This is a genomic window from Paenarthrobacter sp. NPDC091711, assembly GCF_044756605.1.
Taxonomy (GTDB): domain Bacteria; phylum Actinomycetota; class Actinomycetes; order Actinomycetales; family Micrococcaceae; genus Arthrobacter.
The window spans coordinates 168,469-188,151 of record NZ_JBIVTF010000002.1; the positions used below are offsets into that span (position 1 = coordinate 168,469).

A 19,683-nucleotide genomic window follows, 5' to 3' on the forward strand; every position below is an offset into this window, starting at 1 on the left:
CCACTGCCGGTGAACAGGGAGAGGGCAAGAAAAAGGACCGCCCGGCAGAGCCGGACGGTCCTTTTATCAGAGCAAGTGCCCGCGAAGCTTACGCGTCGACGAGGACCTTGGTGACGTTCGGGTCAACGGTGATGCCCGGACCGAACGTGGTGGCAACGGTAGCCTTCTGGATGTAGCGGCCCTTGGAAGCGGACGGCTTCAAACGAAGAACCTCTTCCAGTGCAGCTGCGTAGTTCTCAGCGAGCTTGTTGACGTCGAAAGACACCTTGCCGATGATGAAGTGCAGGTTGGAGTGCTTGTCGACGCGGAAGTCGATCTTGCCACCCTTGATGTCGTTGACAGCCTTGGTGACATCCGGGGTAACCGTACCGGTCTTCGGGTTCGGCATCAGGTTACGCGGACCGAGGACCTTGCCCAGACGGCCAACCTTGCCCATGAGGTCAGGTGTTGCCACTGCGGCATCGAAGTCGGTCCAGCCGGCTGCGATCTTTTCGATCAGGTCATCGGAACCAACGAAGTCAGCGCCGGCAGCGATTGCTGCTTCAGCTTTGTCGCCGGTTGCGAAAACGAGGACGCGGGCGGTCTTACCGGTGCCGTGGGGCAGGTTGACGGTGCCACGAACCATCTGGTCAGCCTTACGCGGGTCAACGCCCAAACGGAAAGCGACCTCAACGGTTGCGTCGAACTTGGAAGGATTGGTGTCCTTCGCGAGGGTGATGGCCTCGATCGGGGCGTAGACCTTGTCTGCCTCGATCTTGGCTACGGCTGCCTCATATGCTTTGCTGCGCTTTGCCATGCTGCTATTTCTCCTTGTGCAGTTGTGGTCTGCGGACCGCGCTGGGCCCTGCCACAAGCCGAGGATCCGGCAAGGATCCTGCGACATTTCAATGTTTCAGATGCCGGTTGCCCGGCGGGTGAAGGCCACAAGGGCCTTCGAAGGTTACTAGCCTTCTACGGTGATGCCCATGGAGCGGGCGGTGCCTGCGATGATCAGGGCAGCAGCCTTGATGTCGTTGGCGTTGAGGTCTTCCATCTTGGTGGAAGCAATTTCCTCAACCTGTGCCTGGGTCAGCTTGGCAACCTTGACGGTGTGCGGGGTAGCCGAACCCTTGGCGACGCCTGCAGCCTTCTTGATGAGCTCTGCAGCCGGCGGGGTCTTGGTGATGAAGGTGAAGGAACGGTCTTCGTAGACCGTGATTTCAACCGGGATAACGTTTCCGCGCTGGGATTCCGTTGCAGCGTTGTACGCCTTGCAGAATTCCATGATGTTGACACCGTGCTGGCCAAGCGCAGGACCGATCGGCGGAGCCGGGTTAGCGGCACCTGCCTGGATCTGCAGCTTGATGAGGCCGGTGACCTTCTTCTTGGGAGCCAATGTAGGGTCCTTCTCTCAATAGCTTCCTGGGACACAGGAGCGCGTCCCAGGTTGGTGGCCGCCATGGCGAGGCGGCCGGCCGCTCCCGAACTGCTAAGCAGGCAGGACTGGAGCGAAATTTTGGAATCAGCTAGATCTTGGTGACCTGGTTGAAGGCGAGCGTTACCGGGGTTTCGCGCTCGAAGATCGAGACCAGAACCACCAGGGTCTGGGACTCGGGCTTGATCTCGGAGATCGTAGCCGGGAGGGTCTCGAACGGACCTTCCTTGACGATGACCGACTCGCCGACCTCGAAGTCGACGGCCACGGGGGCCTGGTTCTGCTTGTTGACGGGCTTGCCCTGCTCTGCCTGCTCTTCTTCGAAGACCGGGGCGAGCATGGAGAAGACCTCATCGAGCCGCAGCGGGACAGGGTTGTGGGCGTTACCCACGAAGCCGGTGACACCCGGCGTGTGACGAACGGCGCCCCAGGAGGCGTCGGTCAGGTCCATACGGACCAGGACGTAGCCGGGAATGCGCACGCGGTTGATGACCTTGCGCTGCGCGTTCTTGATCTCGACGACCTCTTCCATGGGCACCTGGATTTCGAAGATGTAATCTTCCATGTCCAGGGTCTGGATGCGGGTCTCAAGGTTGGCCTTCACGCGGTTCTCGTAACCGGCGTAGGAGTGGATGACGTACCAGTCACCTTCCTGGCGGCGCAGCTTGCCCTTGAACTCTTCAGCCGGATCGACCGGGGCGGCTGCAGCAGCGGCTGCCAGTTCGTCGCCGTCGGACTCTTCCGTAGCGTCGTCTTCATCGGCAACATCACCGGATGCGTCGTCAGACTCGGCGTCTACATCAGCTTCGAAATCCTCTTCGGAATCGTCGGCGTCGGCAGATTCGGGCGCAGCAGAATCGACCTCGGACTCTTCCACGACAATTGCCGTGGCGTCGGCTGAGTCCTCGGCGGATCCGCCCAGCTCAGTCTCGTTTACCTCGAGCTCCTGCTCAGACACTTGGTCTCCTGCTTCCTCATTGCCTAACATGCCTATTTAAATGGCTCAATTCCGCAAACCCCGCAAAATCCCTGAATTACCAAGGAATTTCACACAGTTTGCGGACAGATCCGCTTAGCGGTCCGTAGCGCCTGACCCACCGAAGACCCAGCTGACTCCCGTGCCGAAAGCCAGATCCAGCAGAGTGACGATGAGCATCATGATGGCCACGAACACCAGCACCACGAGCGTGTAATTGATCAGTTCCTTGCGGGTTGGAGCAACGACCTTCTTCAGTTCACCAATGACCTGGCGGACGAAGAGTGCAATTCGGGCGAAGAAACCGCGATCGGCTTTCTTGGCGGGACGGCCCTTCGAGCTGCTGGCAGCTGTTTCGGTCACCTGGTCCTCACTCACCTTGCAAAGTCGTTGACCCGACTCTGATCAGAGCCATGGTTGCTGCGCGTGCCCCGGCGTTTCCGCCGGAACAGCTTGCGCAGGGCAGACAGGACTCGAACCTGCAACCTGCGGTTTTGGAGACCGCTGCGCTACCAATTGCGCCACTACCCTATGGAATGAATCCATGTTTCAGGCCGCACTTCAGCCTGTGGTGCTTTTCAACACCGGTGAACCAGTCTACGCAAGATTTTCGCGATAGTCGAACCGGCCCGATTCCGAACCTCCCAGCCCAAAAAGCCTGTGACCAGCATTATCAGTCACAAAGTTCTGCAGGCACCCGGGAGCTCCGCAGAACAGCATAAGGTAGTTTACGTCGAATCCCATCATCCAGCCCACGAGCTGCCTGCGAAGAACGGTACATAGATGTCTGCCGGAACAACTACCGCCCGCATTTCACAGCGAATCTCCGCCATTGCAGAGTCCGCCACCCTTGCCGTTGACGCCAAGGCCAAGGCACTGAAGGCCGCGGGACGTCCCGTGATCGGTTTCGGTGCCGGCGAACCCGATTTCCCCACCCCCGACTACATCGTCCAGGCAGCCATTGAAGCGGCCGGCCAGCCGAAGTACCACCGTTACTCCCCCGCGGGCGGCCTGCCCGAGCTTAAGAAGGCCATCGCGGAGAAGACCCTGCGGGACTCCGGCTACAAGGTTGACCCTTCCCAGGTCCTGGTGACCAATGGCGGTAAGCAGGCCGTCTACAACACGTTCGCAACCTTGGTGGACCCGGGCGACGAAGTCATCATCCCCACCCCCTTCTGGACCACCTACCCGGAGGCCATCCGCCTTGCCGGCGGCGTGCCCGTTGAGGTCTTCGCCGGTCCCGAGCAGGGCTACCTCGTGACCATCGAGCAGCTCGAGGCCGCGGTGACGGACAGGACCAAGATCCTGCTCTTCGTTTCCCCGTCCAACCCCACCGGCGCGGTTTACAGCCCCGAGCAGGTTGCTGAGATCGGCAAGTGGGCCGCGTCCAAGGGACTCTGGGTTGTTACCGACGAGATCTACGAGCACCTGACCTACGACGGCGTCGAGTTCACCTCCATCGCCACTGCCGCTCCGGAACTGGGCGACAAAGTTGTCATCCTCAACGGTGTGGCCAAGACCTACGCCATGACCGGTTGGCGCGTGGGATGGATGATCGGCCCTGCCGATGTCATCAAGGCGGCCACCAACCTTCAGTCGCACGCGACGTCGAACGTCTCCAACATCATGCAGATCGCCGCTGCCGCTGCCCTCACGGGCCCGCTGACCGCCGTCGACGAGATGAAGGTGGCCTTCGACCGCCGCCGCAAGGCAATCGTCGCCGGACTGAACGCGATCGAAGGCGTTGAATGCCCGACGCCGACCGGCGCCTTCTACGTCTACGCGGACGTCCGCGGCCTGCTGGGTAAGGAATTTGAGACCTCCAACGGTCCCGTCCGACCCCAAACCTCGGCTGAACTCGCCACCCTCATCCTCGACGAGGTTGAAGTTGCCGTGGTTCCGGGCGAGGCATTCGGTCCCTCCGGTTACGTCCGCCTCAGCTACGCACTCGGTGACGAGGATCTGGCAGAAGGCGTCCGCCGGATCCAGGAATTCCTGGGCAAGGCCAAGTAGCCACCAGCCAAAGCAAACGCTCTTCCACCGTGACAGGTGGAAGAGCGTTTGCGTTTAAGGCGCGGGAGGTGAGAGAGCGTCCTACTCAAGCCAGCGGGAGGTGAGAGAGCGTCAGAGGAGGCGGCGTTCGGCTGCCCATTTGGTGAGCTCGTGGCGGCTGGAGAGCTGCAACTTCCTCAGGACCGCCGACACATGCGTTTCCACGGTCTTGATGGAAATGAAGAGCTCCTTGGCTACCTCCTTGTAGCTGTACCCGCGGGCGATGAGCCGCATGACTTCGAGTTCGCGGGCGGAAAGCTTGTCCAGTTCGTCGTCCGCGATGTCCGCTGGAGCAGTCCCGAAGGCGTCGAGTACGAAGCCCGCAAGCCTAGGCGAGAACACGGCATCGCCATCGGCCACCCGGATCACAGCGTCGGAAATCTCTTTGCCGGAGATGGTCTTGGTGACGTAGCCCCGGGCGCCGGCACGGATCACGGAGACCACGTCCTCGGCGGCATCGGAGACACTGAGCGCCAGGAAGCTGGTGGTGCCCAGCAAGGCCGACGATCCGGCGATGACCTCACGCCCGCCACCACCCAAACCTCCGGGCAGGTGTACGTCCAGCAGGACCACCTCAGGGCGTGACTCCGCGATCACCGCAATGGCCTGCTCCACCGTTCCGGCTTCTCCCACCACATCCATGCGTTCGTCGAGGTCGGCTTTGAGGCCGGAACGGAAGATGGTGTGGTCATCCACGATCACCACACGTACCCTGCGTCCTGCACCACTGTCAGGGTTGGTATTCATTGCTTCGCTTCTCCATTCCGTACATCATTGTTCCGCTGGTCTCCGGCGTCCACGCTTGCGGACGGAAGGGTCAGTCGGACCTCCGTTCCGTCACTGCTGCTGGTGATCGCTGCGGTACCACCGTGCCGCTTCATCCGGCCAATGATTGATTCCTTCACGCCAAGCCTGTCGTCCGGAACAGCGTCGAGGTCAAAGCCCGGGCCACGGTCCTTGATGAAGATCTCCGTGCTTCCCGCGGTGCTCTCCAGATACACGGATACGGTCCCACCACCATGCCTGGCGGCGTTGAACATGGCTTCCCTCGCGGCCTGGACCAGGGCTTCATGCCGGTCCGTCATCTCGGTATCGCCCACGGTCACCACCTCAACCGCGTGGCCGTGGGAGTCTTCCACTTCCGCGGCCACGGACTTGATCCGGTCAGCGAGGAGGCCGGATTCCCTTGCGGCATCGCTGAAGAGCCAGGCCCGGAGTTCGCGCTCCTGTGCCCTCGCCAGCCGGACCACATCCTGTTCAGAACCGGCCCGGCGCTGGATGAGGGCCAAGGTCTGGAGGACGGAGTCGTGCAAGTGGGCAGCGATCTCGGCACGCTCAGTCTCACGCACACGGCCCGCCCGCTCGGTTTCCAGGTCCTTCCAAAATTTCAGGCCCCAGGGCAGCAATACCAAGGCAACACCGCCAAGCACTGCCACGGATGCCAACAACGCCAACCAGGTCTGCTCCCACGAGCCAGATCCGGACACCATCACCAGGACGCCAGCCACCACCAGGGCCAGGCCGGCTGCGAGGCGCACCCATCCCCCTGCTTGGTCGGCCTTGGTCTTGTCCACCAGGCCTGCCCTGCGGGTTTCATCGAGCTGCATCCATGCAATCGCAGCACCACCCAAAATGGCCGCGGCAGGGATGAGCGTCCCCAGGGGAACGTCCACGCCGAACTGGCGTGCAATCAGGATGGCGGCCACCAGGAGCAGGGCCGCGCCGAGCAGTATTTCCTTGCCGTACTGGATCTTGCGGAACGAGAACCAGGAAGCCAACGCACTGCCGCCCCACCAGTCGTCCGCGGAAGTGGCGTCAATGCCGGAATCGGACCCAGCCCTGCTGGAGGAGCCGGACGCCTGGCCGCCTGAAGCACCAGCCGCAGGCGGTCCTCCACGCACCGCCGGCGACGGTCCGGCGTCGTACGCTGTTGACGCTCGGGCAGGCGCCGCCGCAGTGGGCGGCAGGCTCACCGCAGGAGCAATGGGCGACGCCGGCCGGCGGGCATTGCGTTTGGCGCTCTCATCCGCGGTGGGAACCATGGTCCACAGCCACGCATAGAAGGCCACGCCGGCCCCGCCAGCGAAACAGGCCAGGATCATGCCGAGCCGGACGAATTTGACGGGCCAGCCCAGATGGTCGGCCAGGCCGCTGCAGACGCCTGCGATCATGCGGTCGCTGCTGCGGACCAGCGCGGGGCGTTGTACAGCGGTTGTCATGTACCAATCCAAACACGGATCAGGGTGCCCCGGACCGGGAACCAGCGTTGTTCGGGGGTCTCTCAGGGATCATTCAGGGTATCCCCCAGTAGAGGGCACCATAGCCAAGGCGGCAGGATCGAAGTATGAACGCGAACAGCATGAATCCAGAGGAACCCGGAACGCCTGGCACTGCCGGCGCATCCGGCTCGAGCGCCAATCCTGGCGCTTCCACCGGCGCCGCCGGATCCGCTTCCGGGGCACAGGGAGAGCCCGCTGCCGGCGCTTCTGCCGGGGCTGGTCCTGCGAGCGGCAGCTACGCACCGGCCGGCGAAGCCCCTGCCGCATCCCAGACGAATTTCTTCGACTGGATCCGCAACCAGGGTGTCCGCCGCGGACCGGACCGTTGGATCGGCGGCGTCGCAAGCGGAGTTGCCCACCGATTCGGGATCGACCCGCTGATCGTCCGGGGCATCTTCATTGTCCTGGCACTGTTTGCCGGTGTTGGCGTACTTCTCTACGGCGTCGCCTGGGCCCTCCTGCCCGAGCCGGACGGCCGTATCCACGTCCAGGAAGCCGCCGCTGGGCGATGGTCAGGGGGCATGACCGGAGCGCTGATAACCACCATCATCGGCCTGCCGGGACTGGGCCGCGGATTCTGGGGCTGGGGCTGGGATGGCCTTCCGGGCCTGTTCTGGACACTCTTCTGGATGGGCGGCGTTTTCTACCTCATCTACTTCCTGGTCCAGCGCAATAAGGCTTCGAAGGGAACGCCTTCCATGGGGCAGCAAAGCTATGCGGCCACCCCCGGCAGCAACACTGCTTACGGCACTCCCCCGTCCTACGCATCCACTGCCACCAACACTGGCGTGCCTGTTTACGGTGCGGCTGCACCAGGCGTCAAGCACCAAGGACGGCCCAACCCCTCCGGCGGCTACAGCAACGGCCCGGTTCCGCCGTCGGGCCCCTTCACCCCTTCCGGCCCCTCGGCGCCTTCCGGTCCCCGTCCGCCGTACGGCCCCACTCCCCCGCAAGGATGGCAGCCCAAGCCTTCCGCGCCGAAGCATAAAGGCCCGGGAGCTGCGATCGTGGCCGTCTCTGCCGGCGCAGCACTTCTTGCAGGTGGCACGCTGAAAGCGCTCGACGCCGGCAACGTCATTGAGTTGGGCAACTCCGGTAATGCCGTGGTGTGGGCTACCGGCGCGGCCGTCCTCGGTTTGGGCATTCTCATCGCCGGACTTCGCGGCCGGACGTCAGGGTTCCTCGGCTTCCTCGCAGTGGTTGCCCTGATCATCGGTGGAATCTTCAACGTGGTTCCCAGGAACGGAGACCGCTTCACGTTCCATGACGTGAATTGGGCACCTACCAGCTTGGAGCAGGCACGGCTCGGCATCAACGTCACCGGGGCCCAAGGCCAGTTGGACTTGAGCGACATGACCCTGACGGCCCCCTTGGTCTCCGAGGTCACCATTCCCGTTGACGCGACTGCCAGCAACGTCACCGTCATCATCCCGGACGACGTCCCCGTGGAGGTGCGGGCCGACATGACCTTCGGCAACCTCAACGAACGCGGTTCGGACCGCGGCGGCCGTCTCCAGGACGACCGGACGCTGTACAACACCGAAAAGCCCGGAGCCAACCTCGTGGTGGAAATCGACGGCACGTTCAGCAACGTGACCATCCAGGAAGGAAACTGACATGAGCATGAACGAGCCAGGCAAAGCCCGCGAGACCCAGCCGACACAGCCTCTCTCCAGGCAGACACACCCCACGGAGGCCCTGCCCAAGGAAACCCGCCCCACGGAGGCCCTGCCCAAGCCGAGCCTTCAGCCAATCCCGCTCACCTCGCCGTTGGAGCCCAGCTTCACAGCACAGCGCACTGACGACGACGAACCACAGCAGGCAAGGATCGGAACGGTGGTGTGGGGGCTGATCGTGATCGCCTTGGCCGCCCTGATAGTCATCTCCACCCTGGGCTGGGTGACGCTGGACGGGACGTACGTCCTGATCGGCCTAATGATCGGAGCTGGAGCGGCACTGGTGGTTGGTGGACTCCTGTCAGCCCGCAAGGGTTCCAAAAAAGCAGCCACCACGAAGTGACAAAGCAACCACAACAGGGAAGTCTGTAGCCATGGACAAGTTCTTCAGCATCGTCAGGGGCTTCGGCCTGAAGCGTGGTCCGCAACGATGGATCGGCGGCATCTGCGGAGGGATCGCAGCAAAGCTCAGGGTAGACGTAGCGTACGTTCGGGTGGCCTTCCTGCTCTTCTGCCTGCTGCCCGGTCCCGCATTTGTGGTCTACATCCTGGGCTGGCTGATCCTGCCGGACCAGAACAACAAGATCGCACTCGAATCCTTCATCAGCCAGCGTTCCCGGTAATTACCGGCAACACAGCAGAAGCGCCCGGCCAGCTGGCAGGGCGCTTCTGCTGTGTTTTCAGCCAGGTTTCCAATACCGCACGGCCGGGTTGAAAAGTAACCGTTTGTGTCCCACCCCACATGCCCGTCTACAATCATGGGGAGCTCAGCGTGGCGCTCTGCACGTATTCCTCCAAGCCATGAGTGAGCAAACATGAAAATTGGCATTCTTACCAGCGGCGGCGACTGCCCCGGCCTCAACGCAGTGATCCGCGGAGCAGTCCTCAAGGGCATCGCCATCCACGGCCAGGAATTTGTGGGCTTCCGTGACGGCTGGCGTGGCGTGGTTGAAGGTGATGTCATTGACATTCCCCGCACCATGGTCCGCGGTATTGCCAAGCAGGGTGGCACCATCCTGGGCACCTCCCGCACCAACCCGTTCGAGAACGGCGGCGGCCCCGACGTCATCAAAGCCCACATGGAACGCCTGGGCATTGACGCCATCATCGCCATCGGTGGCGAAGGCACGCTGGCAGCAGCCAAACGCCTCACCGATGCTGGCCTGAAAATCGTGGGCGTCCCCAAGACCGTGGACAACGACCTCGATGCCACCGACTACACCTTCGGCTTCGATACCGCCGTCCAGATTGCCACCGAGGCAATCGACCGCCTCCGCACCACCGGAGAATCCCACCACCGTTGCATGATCGCCGAAGTGATGGGACGCCACGTCGGCTGGATCGCACTGCACGCCGGTATGGCCGCGGGCGCCCACGCCATCCTGATCCCCGAGCAGAAGGCCAGCATCGAGCAGATCACCGAATGGGTCCAGGAAGCCCACGACCGTGGCCGTGCGCCGCTGGTGGTGGTAGCCGAGGGCTTCGTTCCGGATCACATGGAATCCCCGCACTCCGAGCGCGGCCTGGACACGTTCGGCCGGCCCCGCCTTGGCGGCATTGCTGACCAGCTGGCTCCCGAGATCGAGGCACGCACGGGTATTGAAACCCGCGCCACCATCCTGGGCCACATCCAGCGTGGTGGCGTTCCCACCGCCTACGACCGTGTTCTGGCGACGCGCCTGGGCATGGCCGCCATCGACTCCGTGGTGGAGGGCCGTTGGGGCACCATGGTGGCCTTGAAGGGAACGGACATCTCCCACGTGGGATTCGAGGAAGCCTTGGGCAAGCTCAAGACCGTGCCGCAACACCGCTACGACGAAGCGTCTGTGCTCTTCGGCTAGTCGGCTAGGCTGAATCCATGACTCTTGAGCCCACGTCCGCTGCCATTATCCAGCTGGCGTGGGCTCGTCGTTTAGGGCTCGACGACGACGCTTTCGCCACCGTAGCTGACCGGCTCACCACTTCGGACCCAGGTGACCTCGGCAACCGTATTACCCGGGTGGATGACTCGGCGCGGAGCTTGGTTTTTCTTCGCCTCTTTGGCGTCTCGGCGCTGGTGGGACCGCAGTGGGCACTTGATTCAGCGGCAACCATCCCCGATACCGAGCTCGCACAACATGTCACACTGCTGACCATCACGCGATCACACGGCGGGCATGGGCTTGGATCCTCAGCGTTGTTCTTTGCAGACGATCTTCCGCTTCAGCAACCCTCGGAGGACCTCACGGTTTCGCATGGGAACCCGGAAGCGATCAGCCTTGAAGGACTATGCCCACCGGACGACGTCAATGAAGTTGGCCTTCGAGGGCTCGAGCATCGTTTTACCATCATGCATCCCGAGGAAGATCAGCCCACTCCGGTGGCCTGCGGCGCCTACTCCGAGTGGGAAGGCATCCTGGCCAATGTAGGCGTTCTCGTCGCGCCTCCCTGGCGCCGGCGGGGCTTGGGAACTTTGGCCGCTTCCATCGCTGCCCACGAAGCCCTGGCATCCGGGCTGACCCTCCAGTGGAAAGCCGATGTCAGTAACACCGGTGCTCTCGCGATGGCCCGCAGCCTTGGCTTTGCCACGGGCGGGCTCCACGCGAGCGTACTGCTCAGCTGAATCCCGACGGAGTTTTTGTACAGCTAACGCCGCTTAGGAGCTTTCTTGAGGGCGTCAGCTGTACAAAAACTCTAGGTGTTGAGGTCAGCCTTCTCGGTGGCTGGTACGGATTCGGACGTGCCGCCCCATCCCTGCACCGACTTCGGCTTGCCAAAGAACAATGCCACCACGGCTCCCACCAGAATCGCACAGGCGGGCAACAGGATGGACTGGCTCATCGCCGTCGAGAATCCCGCGTGGAGCGCCTCCGGCAACACGCCGCTCATGGAGGCTTCGCCCACGGGGGCCCCTGCTGGAGCGGCGGGCAACTCCGCGGCGAGCCGCGACTGGATCAGGGCAGCGATGGCAGCCGAACCAAGGACGGCACCGATTTGGCGCGTGGTGTTGAAGACGCCCGAACCCGCGCCGGCTTGGCGCGGTTCCAGGTTGCGGGTGGTCGCGTTGGACACCGGCCCCCAGATGAAGGCATTGGCGACGCCCTGCAGGGCGCTGGGTAGCAGGAACATCCAGATGGGGGTGTCCGGCCCCAGCAAGGCCGCGGTCCAGAACAGCGCTCCAGCCATGCAGACCAAGCCAAAGGACGCGAAGTATCGCGGGCTGGCGCGATCAATGAGCTTGCCCACGAACGGAGCAAGCGCACCCGAAATGACGGCCATGGGAATCATGAGCAGGGCCGACTGGGTTGGGGTCAAACCGCGGACGGTCTGGTAGTAGAAGATGGTGGGCAGCGGGAACGCGGTCACCGTGAAGCCGACGGCCATGATGGTGGTGTTGCCCAAGGAGAAGTTCCGGTCCTTGAACAGGCCAAGGGGCAGCAGAGGCTCCCCGCCGCGGCGTTCAAGGAGCCACTGCCATACGACGAAGAGAACCAGAACCACAAGGCCGGTGATGATCAGGCCCCAGACAGAAACGAAGCCGGTGACCGTTCCCCATTTGTAGGTCTGCCCTTCTTGGATGCCAAAGACCAGGAGGAACATACCGACGGCGGACAACACCACGCCAACGACGTCGAAGGTGTGGCTGTGCGTGGTGAGCTTGGGAACGAAACGGGTCACCAGGATGAACGCCACGATGCCGATGGGCACGTTGACGAAGAAGATCCACTCCCAACCCAGGCTGTCCACCAGGACGCCGCCAAGGATGGGGCCTACGAGCACTGCCATGCCGGCGGTGGCTCCCCACAGCCCCATGGCGGCACCGCGGCGGTCAGGCGGGAAGATGCGGGTAATGACAGCCATGGTTTGTGGCGTCATCATGGCTGCGCCAAGGCCTTGGACAGCACGGGCGGCGATGAGCATGGTGACGTCGCCGGACAGGCCGCACCACAGCGATGCGAGGGTGAAGACCACAAGGCCGATCAGGTACAGGTTCTTGGGCCCAAAGCGGTCACCCAGCCTGCCGGTGATGAGCAGGGGCACGGCATATGCCAGCAGGTAGGCGCTGGTGACCCAGATGACGGCGTTGATGTCCGTGTTGAGGCCCTCCATGATCCGCGGGTTCGCGACCGACACGATGGTGGTGTCGATGAGGATCATGAAGAAGCCCACCACGAGTGACCACAGCGCAGGCCACGGCTTAGCTACGTTTTCCAAGGGATTCCTTCGGCTTGTATGAAAGTTCGGTTGGAGCTGGCCGGGGTTCATCCCAGGGCAGATGCCCGTTGTCCAACTCCTCAAGGAGACCGCGGATCCACGCGATCTCCGTTCGGCGCATTGCTTGTTGATACGTGATGTCTATCCAGTACTTACGGTCCAAGCCCTTGGCCGTCACGGTGGCTTCGGCGTGGACGAGGAAATCGAGGTCGGCATTCAGGGCTACAAGCCGCTCCTCCAACAGCTCCATCACCACAGCCACGGGAAGGTGATGGGCCTCGGCTATCGCGTGGGGAAAGACAGGGTATTCGTTGACTGGCGTGGAGAGCATGGCCTGGAGCCGGGCGTCGAGGGCTTCGTGTCCGGCGGGGGTAATCCGGTAGGTGGTCCGTTCAGGACGGTTGCCTTCGCGCTTTGTTCCCATGGCCTCCACAAGCCCGTTTTCCTCCAGCCGGCCCATGGCGTGATAGAGGGTGCCAGGGCGCACTTTCACCAGCCGGTCTTCATGACGGGCCATCAGCAACTGGTACATCTCGTAAGGGTGCATGGGCTCCTCTGCGAGGAGCGCCAGTGAGGCGACACCGAGCGGGGTCAATTCAGCGACCTTGGGCACACCAACCCCCTTCCGGATCAAATATTCCACAACAACTATTCCACGTGGAGTATCCAGGCGCAAGAAAGCCCGGCCGCCAAGCGGCCGGGCTGTCCTTGTCTTTGGCTGCGTTAGCCCAGCAGTGCTTGAATCTCTGACCTGGCGAACATCGTGGCGGCGTCGCGCGCAGAGGGCGTACCGGCGTCGGGATCCGCTCCGGCGTCAATCAAAACCCTGGCGACGCCGGTGTACCCCTTGAAGACCGCCCCGGCAAGCGGCGTCTGACCGCGATCGTTGGCGGCATTGACGTCGGCACCGTGATGGAGAATGAGCTGCACAGCTTCCTCGTGCCCGTGATAGGCAGCCAACATCAGGAGGGAGTCGCCGGCGGCGTTAGTCAGCGTCGCAGGCGCGCCGGCATTCAAGTAACCACGCAACAGTTCAACGTCACCTTCGCGGGCAGCATCAAACAGGGCGTGGGCCAGGGCCAACGTTTCGTCGTCGGGTCCTGTAGCTTGGCTCATCGGTGGGGTCCCTTCAGGAATCCGGTCTGGCGCCCGACAACCTGGCCGGCGTCGGGGGCGACGATCACTTCCTGGGCTGCGATGTAAGGCTCTTCACCGTCCATCACCGTCAGGGTTTCCTCCGCCGAAATGGACCGCTTGATCACGGCCAAAGCAACAGGTCCCATCTCAAAGTGCTGCGCCACCGATGTCAGCGTACCCACCTTGCGCTCCCCGGCAAATACAACACTGCCAACAGCCGGCAAGGTGTGTTGAGAACCGTCAAGCTGCAAGAACACCAGCCGCCGTGGCGGATGGCCGAGGTTATGGACGCGCGCTATGGTCTCTTGGCCCTTATAGCAGCCCTTGTTCAGGTGGACCGAAGTCCTCAGGAGATCCAATTCGTGGGGAATCGTCTTCTCATCTGTCTCGGCCCCCAAACGCGGCCGCCACGCCGCAATCCGCAAGGCATCCGCCGCCATGGCACCTGCCAAAGGCAGACCTTCCACGGATGGTTCGAGTTCAGCGGCCGGGACCAGATATTCAAACCACGGGCGCTCAAGGCCGGGATGTGATTCCTCAGGGACGATGCTGTAGGCATAGCCGCCAGGGCTGACGTGCGGCCACGGATCCTCCCACACCAAGCGGGAGGAAAGCTGTTCCACGGGCTTGGTGGCACCCACCACCGCCCACTCATCAGAGACGTCTGCGATCTCGACGCGGAGCATGAACTTCATCCTGTTCAACCACTCGGCCAAAGGACCCGCCTCGGCGGTCTCCACGATCAACCACGTAGTGCCGCCGTCGTCAATGACGCGGGCATCAAACTCAATGCGGCCCTGGACACTGAGCAGCAGCAGTTCGCTGGCGACGCCAGGCTGAAGGTTGGTGAGCTGCTGTGAGGACAGCGTGTTGAGCCAGCTGAGTCGATCCGGGCCGGCCACGGTCACCACGCCACGGTGCGAAAGGTCCACGACGGCGGTACCGGTGGCCAGGGCGCGCTGCTCACGCAGCGGTTCACCGTAGTGGGCCGCTACGCCGGCGTCGAGGCCGGTATCTTCAACGGCGCCAGGGCGCGACAACAGGGGGCTCTTGTAAGTCATATGTAGTAGAAGTCCTCGCGGCTCAGCGGTATTCCGGTATCAGCGGTATTCCGGGTTTTCGAAATCGAATCGGGTGCCCGCCTTCCATTCCTCCGGCAGGTTGCCGTAGGCAGGGATTCCCCCTGCATCGCGCAGGAGTTTGGCCATGTGGAGCAGGTTCCACGTCATGAAGGTGGTGTTCCTGTTAGTAAAATCACTCTCCGGCCCACCCGATCCTTCATCAAGATAGCTGGGTCCCGGCCCCACCGGGCCTATCCACCCGGCATCGGCCTGAGGAGGAATGGTGAAGCCGATGTGTTGGAGGCTGTACAGCACGTTCATGGAACAGTGCTTGATGCCGTCCTCGTTGCCCGTGATGAGGCAACCGCCCACCTTGGGGTAAAACGCCCATTGGCCCTTGCTGGTCAGCTCGCCCGAGTGCGCATACAAGCGTTCGATGAGCTTCTTTGTTTGGGACGAGTTGTCCCCCAACCAGATGGGTCCGGCGATCACGACGATGTCGGCGTCGCGGACCTCGGGATAAATCTCCGGCCATTCATCAGTCTTCCAGCCGTGCTCGCGCATGTCCGGATAGACGCCACTGGCAATGTCGTGGTCCACCGTCCGGATGAGGCGGGTAGTGACGCCCTGCTTCTCCATGATGTCCCGGCTGATCCTAATGAGGCCATCTGTGTTGCTGAGCTGCGGAGAGGGTTTCAGCGTGCCATTGAAGAAAACAGCCTTGAGGCCCTCATAGCCTTCAGGTTTGAGGTGGGTGTTCACTTTCTGCTCCTTCTGCTGGCTGCTTGCTGGAACGTACGGTGAGGCCTCGGGTCAGGAGACCTTGTGGAGGAACGCCGAGGCGTGCGCTTCAAGAGCTTTGCCACTGGCAGCGACGTCCCACCGCCACAGGAGGTTTCCGTCAACCAAACCAAAGATCCGTGTTGCCGCCGTGTACTCCTTGGAGTGGCTGCCACGCATCACCATGTCGGTGCTTAGCTGGATCTGGGGTCCCTTGATTTGGCCGTAGTAGAGCTCAGTGATTCCGCCCGGATGCGAGATGGACACCGAAATGTCGAAACCGCCGTCCTTGTTGCGCCGCTCTTCGACTTCGTCAGCAGTCTTGAGGACGGGGACGATGTCGGCCGGAATCAGACCTGGGCCTCCGTCGCCCTCTTCAAGCTTCCGCTCCAAGGCCCAGAACCCCGTCTCAACGGTCAACGGCCGCAACTTCTCGCCGGCGTCATCGCTGATCCAGGTCTCGGCCCTGTACTGCAAGTAAGGGAGCCCGTTATGGGTGAACGACACATGTTGGACGAAATGCTCGGAATCCTCGTCTCCGCTGCCGAGCCGGCCGCGGCCTTCCCACTCACCAATGAGCCAGGAAAGGGGGACGAGTTCGGGCGTCAGATCTGTGGGGATCTCAATAGGCACAACGATTACCTCTGTTGGGCTGCAGGATCAGAAGTTTTACTTCTGGCCCTTGAAAAGGCGGTAGACGACAAAACCCGCAAACCACGCCATGGCAACGCTGGCCAGGCCAAGGAGAACGAGGAAGAAGATTTCAAATGCGAGTACAGACATGATGCAATCCTAACCGTTAGTAGATGAGTAGTTTGTCTATGAAGTAAGCCAAGGCCCCCACAGCCCAAACGGGCGCCACGCCCGTTCCTATCGCTGCCGGGATATTGAGCCGCCCCCGCCGGAGGGTAGTCATCCGACGGAAACACACCAGGACCGATCCCACCACCACGCCCACCAAGGCTGCGGGAAGCACGGCGATATCCGAGAAAACCAGACCTGCCAGCGGTCCCATGAGGCCGGCCATGACCACGCCCAGCGGAGCCACGATGCGGTCCGGCCAGCGAATGATTCCCACCATCAGGGCCACTGCCGCACTCAGGCCAGCCACGAGGACCATCTCCCTGACGCCGTTGAACCGCGCGCTGGCGATCCACCCCGCGCCCAGGCAATTCAGCAGAACGCCGGCGGAGCAGCCAAGAGTGGATTCCAGGCGTTGGGCCTGCCCCGTACCCCTGATCAGTTGGACCACGAACACCGCCATCACGCCCAGGGCCACGAATGCCGGGGTACCGTCCAGGAAACCGGGCGCCGGCATATAGGCAGCAGCGATAGCCGATCCTGCGCCGGCAAGCCCAATAACGGCGGCCAACGTCTTCTTGGCGGGAACAGCCAGGAAATGCGGCCAGCCGATCCCCACAGCCGCGGACGCCGCGATTCCAGCACCCACCATGGCTTCCCGGGAAACGAAGGTGCTGGCCACGATGGCTGCGAGCGCCACGAGTCCGAATACCCCGATGCTCCAAGACTTCACTGTGTGCCGACCTCAATCCGATGTGCCTTACGACCTCTCGACAATCCTGCCTTAAGCCGGCCCAATATGTCGTAATTCCAGCGCTTGCCTGTCACGAATCCATGTGTCGTAAGGCACTGATGGGTATACTCAGACTTCAACAGCGCACTGTGTTCGCCGCGATCCCGTTACAACGGTAGAGGCTGACCATGCGTTGTGACCGACCGGTGAGACTCCGGTTTCGACGCCCGATGATGCGCGTACAGCCCATTGGAGGAACTATGTCGCACATCCTGCTCCTAACGAACAGCACCGGTTCTTCGGTGGACATTTTGCCTGCCTTGGAGTTGTTGAACCACCGTGTGCACATCCTCCCGGCAGAACCCACCGCATTACTGGAAACCGACCCCACGGACATCGTCTTCCTGGATGCCCGCAAGGATCTTGTGGGCGCCCGTTCGCTCACCCAGTTGCTGAAGGCCACCGGCCTCAGCGCGCCGCTCATGCTGATTCTTACCGAAGGCGGCATGGCGGCCGTCTCCTCCGCATGGGCGGTGGATGACATTGTGCTGGACTCTGCAGGCCCGGCCGAAGTGGAAGCACGCATCCGCCTTGCCATGGCGCGGGCCGTCACCGGCGAAGAAGAGACCCAGACCGAAATCCGGGCCGCCGGCGTCGTGATTGACGAGGCCAGCTACACCGCCCGCGTCAACGGCCAGCCGCTGAACCTGACGTTCAAAGAGTTCGAGCTCCTGAAGTACCTGGCGCAGCACCCCGGCCGGGTCTTCACCCGCCAGCAGTTGCTGACCGAAGTTTGGGGCTACGACTACTACGGAGGCACCCGGACCGTGGACGTCCACATCCGGCGGCTTCGCGCCAAGCTGGGCGTGGATCACGAGAACCTGATCAGCACGGTCCGCAACGTTGGCTACCGGCTCACTCTTGTTCGCCTCACGGACGAAGAGTTGTCCGAGGCCTGAGGGATTCCGCTCTACTGCCGGAATCAGGCCAACGCCCCCATGGGGTCCCATGCCGGAAGTACAAGAGGTGCGGCATCCAACGCCTGCCGCAGCTCCGGGGACACCCTGGATTTGTTGACTACCACTTCGAAAACGTACTCATCGAACCAGTTGTCGGCCATTGTGAAAAAACCTTGATCGCCGATTTCGTCACCCCAACTGTTCTCCACCCGCCATCGTCGGGTCACGCCGTCGGACACGTCAACGCCCGTCAGCAGCATGGCATGGGTCATAGCCGACTCGCCGCAGCGGACGCGGTCCTCCTTGCACATGGAGAGCTCGGCATCGTAGAGACCCGCATAATCAAACAAAAGGGCATTCCATATTCCGTCTTTACGGACCATCTGCGGACCTACGTCGCAGCCGAACCAGACCGGCTCTCCATCCAGGATGGCTTCCTTCGCCAGTTGCTTGGCCAGCGAGATGTCCACGTTGAGGTACAGCACCGGTTCCGCACCCACCACGTTGCCTAGATGCTCTACTGTCAAGGCAGTTCCCTTGGGATGATCGCTCCGGGGATCGTCCACCAAACACACGTAGTCGTCGAGATTGATGGTGCTGTACTTAGCCAGGAATTCCTGCGGAGTAAGGACTCCCACCCGGTGGAAGGATTTAGCGTCATCTGTGTACTCCCAGTCCACGCTGCTCGGCGGGGTGCCTAGATGAAGGGTGAGGATCCTGTGGACATCGGCGATGATCCGGGCCTTTGTTTTTTCCTGCCCAACCATGTCGCCTTCGGAGCTGAGACGGCGTAATTCCATCGCGCCACGGCGCAGAAGTGAGCGCAGGACTGTGTTCATGCGCGCTGTGTTGGAGGATGACTCCGTTTCCGGCATCGCTGCTTTTGGCACGGCCCCGTACTTGCGGAAAATATTCACTGCCATGTTCCATTGGCCGCCGTCGCCCATGACTGTCTGCAGCAGGAATTGCACCAGACGGTCGTCCTCACTGCGTCCGGAAGTTTCCACCATGGACTCCAGGAAGTAATTGGCCCGTTCCAGTTTGTCGAAATACATGGCGTAGTTCTGCGAGAACTCGAACTCCTGGATGCCAAGTTCCGCTTTCGCCCCCACCCGCAGCAGGTTTAGTGCTGCGAAGAGCCAGCACCGGCCGGACTTCCCCTGGCGTGTCACCTTCCAATCGTCAATGCGGTGCGAAACTGTGGTGGACATGGACGCTGCCAGCTGGTGGTCAATGGCAAGCTCGTCGACGCTGACGCGGACTATGGCATTTTGCTTCTGCCTCAACACCGGGTCCGCCGCGAAGGACGCGTGCAGATCTGCCACCTGCTCTGCAGTCAGGCGGGCAGCGGGAAGAGTCATGGGCTTTGGCGTTCCGTCTGCCCCTGCTGGAATACCCCCGGGGAGCTGGGACGGCGGGCAGGTCATGCTGCTCATGTGAATCCATCTCTCTGTTGCTGCCCGCGGACATCGTCATCCCCGGGCGTTCGATTGTGGTGTGGGAACCCGTGGCATTACTGGTGTATTTCGCAGCCGCAGTACATGTTGCGGCACGTATAGCAGGCCGGCATCATCTTGCAGCGCGGGCAGACAGTACAGGTGATGGGCTCCGTGTGCTTACC

General features: G+C 62.3%; 21 protein-coding genes and 1 tRNA gene. 7 read left to right on the forward strand and 15 right to left on the reverse strand.

The window, feature by feature from the left end:
* Positions 1–88: 88 nt before the first annotated feature.
* The 5 genes from rplA to ACIQH5_RS04105 form a co-directional block, all read right to left on the reverse strand.
* Positions 89–796 carry a 50S ribosomal protein L1 gene (gene rplA, locus ACIQH5_RS04085; RefSeq protein ID WP_011775608.1) on the reverse strand — a complete coding sequence of 236 codons (708 nt, stop codon included), beginning with the start codon at positions 794–796 and terminating at the stop codon, positions 89–91.
* A gap of 147 nt (positions 797–943) precedes the next feature.
* Positions 944–1,375, reverse strand: coding sequence for a 50S ribosomal protein L11 (gene rplK, locus ACIQH5_RS04090; RefSeq protein WP_011775609.1), 432 nt, complete (start codon positions 1,373–1,375; stop codon positions 944–946).
* Positions 1,376–1,505: 130 nt separating this feature from the next.
* Positions 1,506–2,372 (reverse strand): transcription termination/antitermination protein NusG, encoded by an 867-nt coding sequence (gene nusG, locus ACIQH5_RS04095; RefSeq protein ID WP_400400498.1) that lies wholly within the window; start codon positions 2,370–2,372, stop codon positions 1,506–1,508.
* Positions 2,373–2,486: 114 nt separating this feature from the next.
* Positions 2,487–2,768, reverse strand: coding sequence for a preprotein translocase subunit SecE (gene secE / locus ACIQH5_RS04100; RefSeq protein WP_024817604.1), 282 nt, complete (start codon positions 2,766–2,768; stop codon positions 2,487–2,489).
* 80 nt (positions 2,769–2,848) lie between these two features.
* A tRNA-Trp gene (locus ACIQH5_RS04105) sits at positions 2,849–2,921 on the reverse strand.
* 252 nt (positions 2,922–3,173) lie between these two features.
* On the opposite strand from ACIQH5_RS04105, the gene ACIQH5_RS04110 reads away from it, so the two are divergent.
* Positions 3,174–4,403: a pyridoxal phosphate-dependent aminotransferase gene (locus ACIQH5_RS04110; protein WP_400400501.1), complete on the forward strand. Its 1,230-nt coding sequence runs from the start codon at positions 3,174–3,176 to the stop codon at positions 4,401–4,403.
* Positions 4,404–4,514: 111 nt separating this feature from the next.
* Here the strand turns inward: ACIQH5_RS04110 and ACIQH5_RS04115 are convergent, their stop codons facing one another.
* Positions 4,515–5,189, reverse strand: coding sequence for a response regulator transcription factor (locus ACIQH5_RS04115; RefSeq protein WP_024817606.1), 675 nt, complete (start codon positions 5,187–5,189; stop codon positions 4,515–4,517).
* Entirely contained in the window at positions 5,186–6,661 is a 1,476-nt protein-coding gene (locus tag ACIQH5_RS04120; protein WP_400400503.1) for a PspC domain-containing protein, read from the reverse strand. Before ACIQH5_RS04120 ends, ACIQH5_RS04115 begins: the two co-directional genes overlap by 4 nt.
* A gap of 125 nt (positions 6,662–6,786) precedes the next feature.
* Here ACIQH5_RS04120 and ACIQH5_RS04125 point away from each other — a divergent pair, with 125 nt between their 5' ends.
* The 5 genes from ACIQH5_RS04125 (at position 6,787) to ACIQH5_RS04145 (ending at position 10,999) form a co-directional block, all read left to right on the forward strand.
* Positions 6,787–8,337 carry a PspC domain-containing protein gene (locus ACIQH5_RS04125; RefSeq protein ID WP_400400506.1) on the forward strand — a complete coding sequence of 517 codons (1,551 nt, stop codon included), beginning with the start codon at positions 6,787–6,789 and terminating at the stop codon, positions 8,335–8,337.
* 1 nt (position 8,338) lies between these two features.
* Positions 8,339–8,740, forward strand: coding sequence for a hypothetical protein (locus tag ACIQH5_RS04130; RefSeq protein ID WP_400400508.1), 402 nt, complete (start codon positions 8,339–8,341; stop codon positions 8,738–8,740).
* 31 nt (positions 8,741–8,771) lie between these two features.
* Positions 8,772–9,020, forward strand: coding sequence for a PspC domain-containing protein (locus tag ACIQH5_RS04135; protein ID WP_024817610.1), 249 nt, complete (start codon positions 8,772–8,774; stop codon positions 9,018–9,020).
* Positions 9,021–9,212: 192 nt separating this feature from the next.
* Complete coding sequence (locus tag ACIQH5_RS04140) at positions 9,213–10,238, forward strand: 6-phosphofructokinase (protein WP_018776708.1); 1,026 nt, start codon at positions 9,213–9,215, stop codon at positions 10,236–10,238.
* Positions 10,239–10,255: 17 nt separating this feature from the next.
* Positions 10,256–10,999 carry a GNAT family N-acetyltransferase gene (locus tag ACIQH5_RS04145; RefSeq protein ID WP_400400511.1) on the forward strand — a complete coding sequence of 248 codons (744 nt, stop codon included), beginning with the start codon at positions 10,256–10,258 and terminating at the stop codon, positions 10,997–10,999.
* A gap of 71 nt (positions 11,000–11,070) precedes the next feature.
* On the opposite strand, the gene ACIQH5_RS04150 is transcribed toward ACIQH5_RS04145, so the two are convergent.
* From ACIQH5_RS04150 to ACIQH5_RS04180, 7 genes are all read right to left on the reverse strand, one after another.
* The gene (locus tag ACIQH5_RS04150; protein ID WP_400400513.1) at positions 11,071–12,591 is read right to left on the reverse strand and encodes a DHA2 family efflux MFS transporter permease subunit; all 1,521 of its coding nucleotides are present in this window, start codon (positions 12,589–12,591) and stop codon (positions 11,071–11,073) included.
* Positions 12,575–13,204, reverse strand: coding sequence for a PadR family transcriptional regulator (locus ACIQH5_RS04155; protein ID WP_400400516.1), 630 nt, complete (start codon positions 13,202–13,204; stop codon positions 12,575–12,577). Before ACIQH5_RS04155 ends, ACIQH5_RS04150 begins: the two co-directional genes overlap by 17 nt.
* Positions 13,205–13,314: 110 nt before the next feature.
* A complete protein-coding gene (locus ACIQH5_RS04160; RefSeq protein ID WP_062073215.1) occupies positions 13,315–13,707 on the reverse strand; it encodes an ankyrin repeat domain-containing protein in 393 nt (130 codons plus the stop codon).
* Positions 13,704–14,789, reverse strand: a complete 1,086-nt coding sequence (locus ACIQH5_RS04165) for a YgfZ/GcvT domain-containing protein (protein ID WP_400400520.1) — start codon at positions 14,787–14,789, stop codon at positions 13,704–13,706. Before ACIQH5_RS04165 ends, ACIQH5_RS04160 begins: the two co-directional genes overlap by 4 nt.
* A gap of 39 nt (positions 14,790–14,828) precedes the next feature.
* Complete coding sequence (locus ACIQH5_RS04170) at positions 14,829–15,551, reverse strand: flavodoxin family protein (RefSeq protein ID WP_400400522.1); 723 nt, start codon at positions 15,549–15,551, stop codon at positions 14,829–14,831.
* A 51-nt stretch (positions 15,552–15,602) separates the two neighbouring features.
* On the reverse strand, positions 15,603–16,202 hold the full coding sequence (locus ACIQH5_RS04175) for an FABP family protein (RefSeq protein ID WP_400400525.1): 600 nt from the start codon (positions 16,200–16,202) through the stop codon (positions 15,603–15,605).
* Positions 16,203–16,368: 166 nt separating this feature from the next.
* Entirely contained in the window at positions 16,369–17,103 is a 735-nt protein-coding gene (locus ACIQH5_RS04180; protein ID WP_400400528.1) for a permease, read from the reverse strand.
* 260 nt (positions 17,104–17,363) lie between these two features.
* On the opposite strand from ACIQH5_RS04180, the gene ACIQH5_RS04185 reads away from it, so the two are divergent.
* Complete coding sequence (locus tag ACIQH5_RS04185; RefSeq protein ID WP_024817619.1) at positions 17,364–18,062, forward strand: response regulator transcription factor; 699 nt, start codon at positions 17,364–17,366, stop codon at positions 18,060–18,062.
* Positions 18,063–18,085: 23 nt separating this feature from the next.
* Here ACIQH5_RS04185 and ACIQH5_RS04190 read toward each other — a convergent pair whose 3' ends face one another.
* Entirely contained in the window at positions 18,086–19,498 is a 1,413-nt protein-coding gene (locus tag ACIQH5_RS04190) for an aminopeptidase C (RefSeq protein WP_400400531.1), read from the reverse strand.
* Between the last annotated feature and the right edge of the window lie 185 nt (positions 19,499–19,683).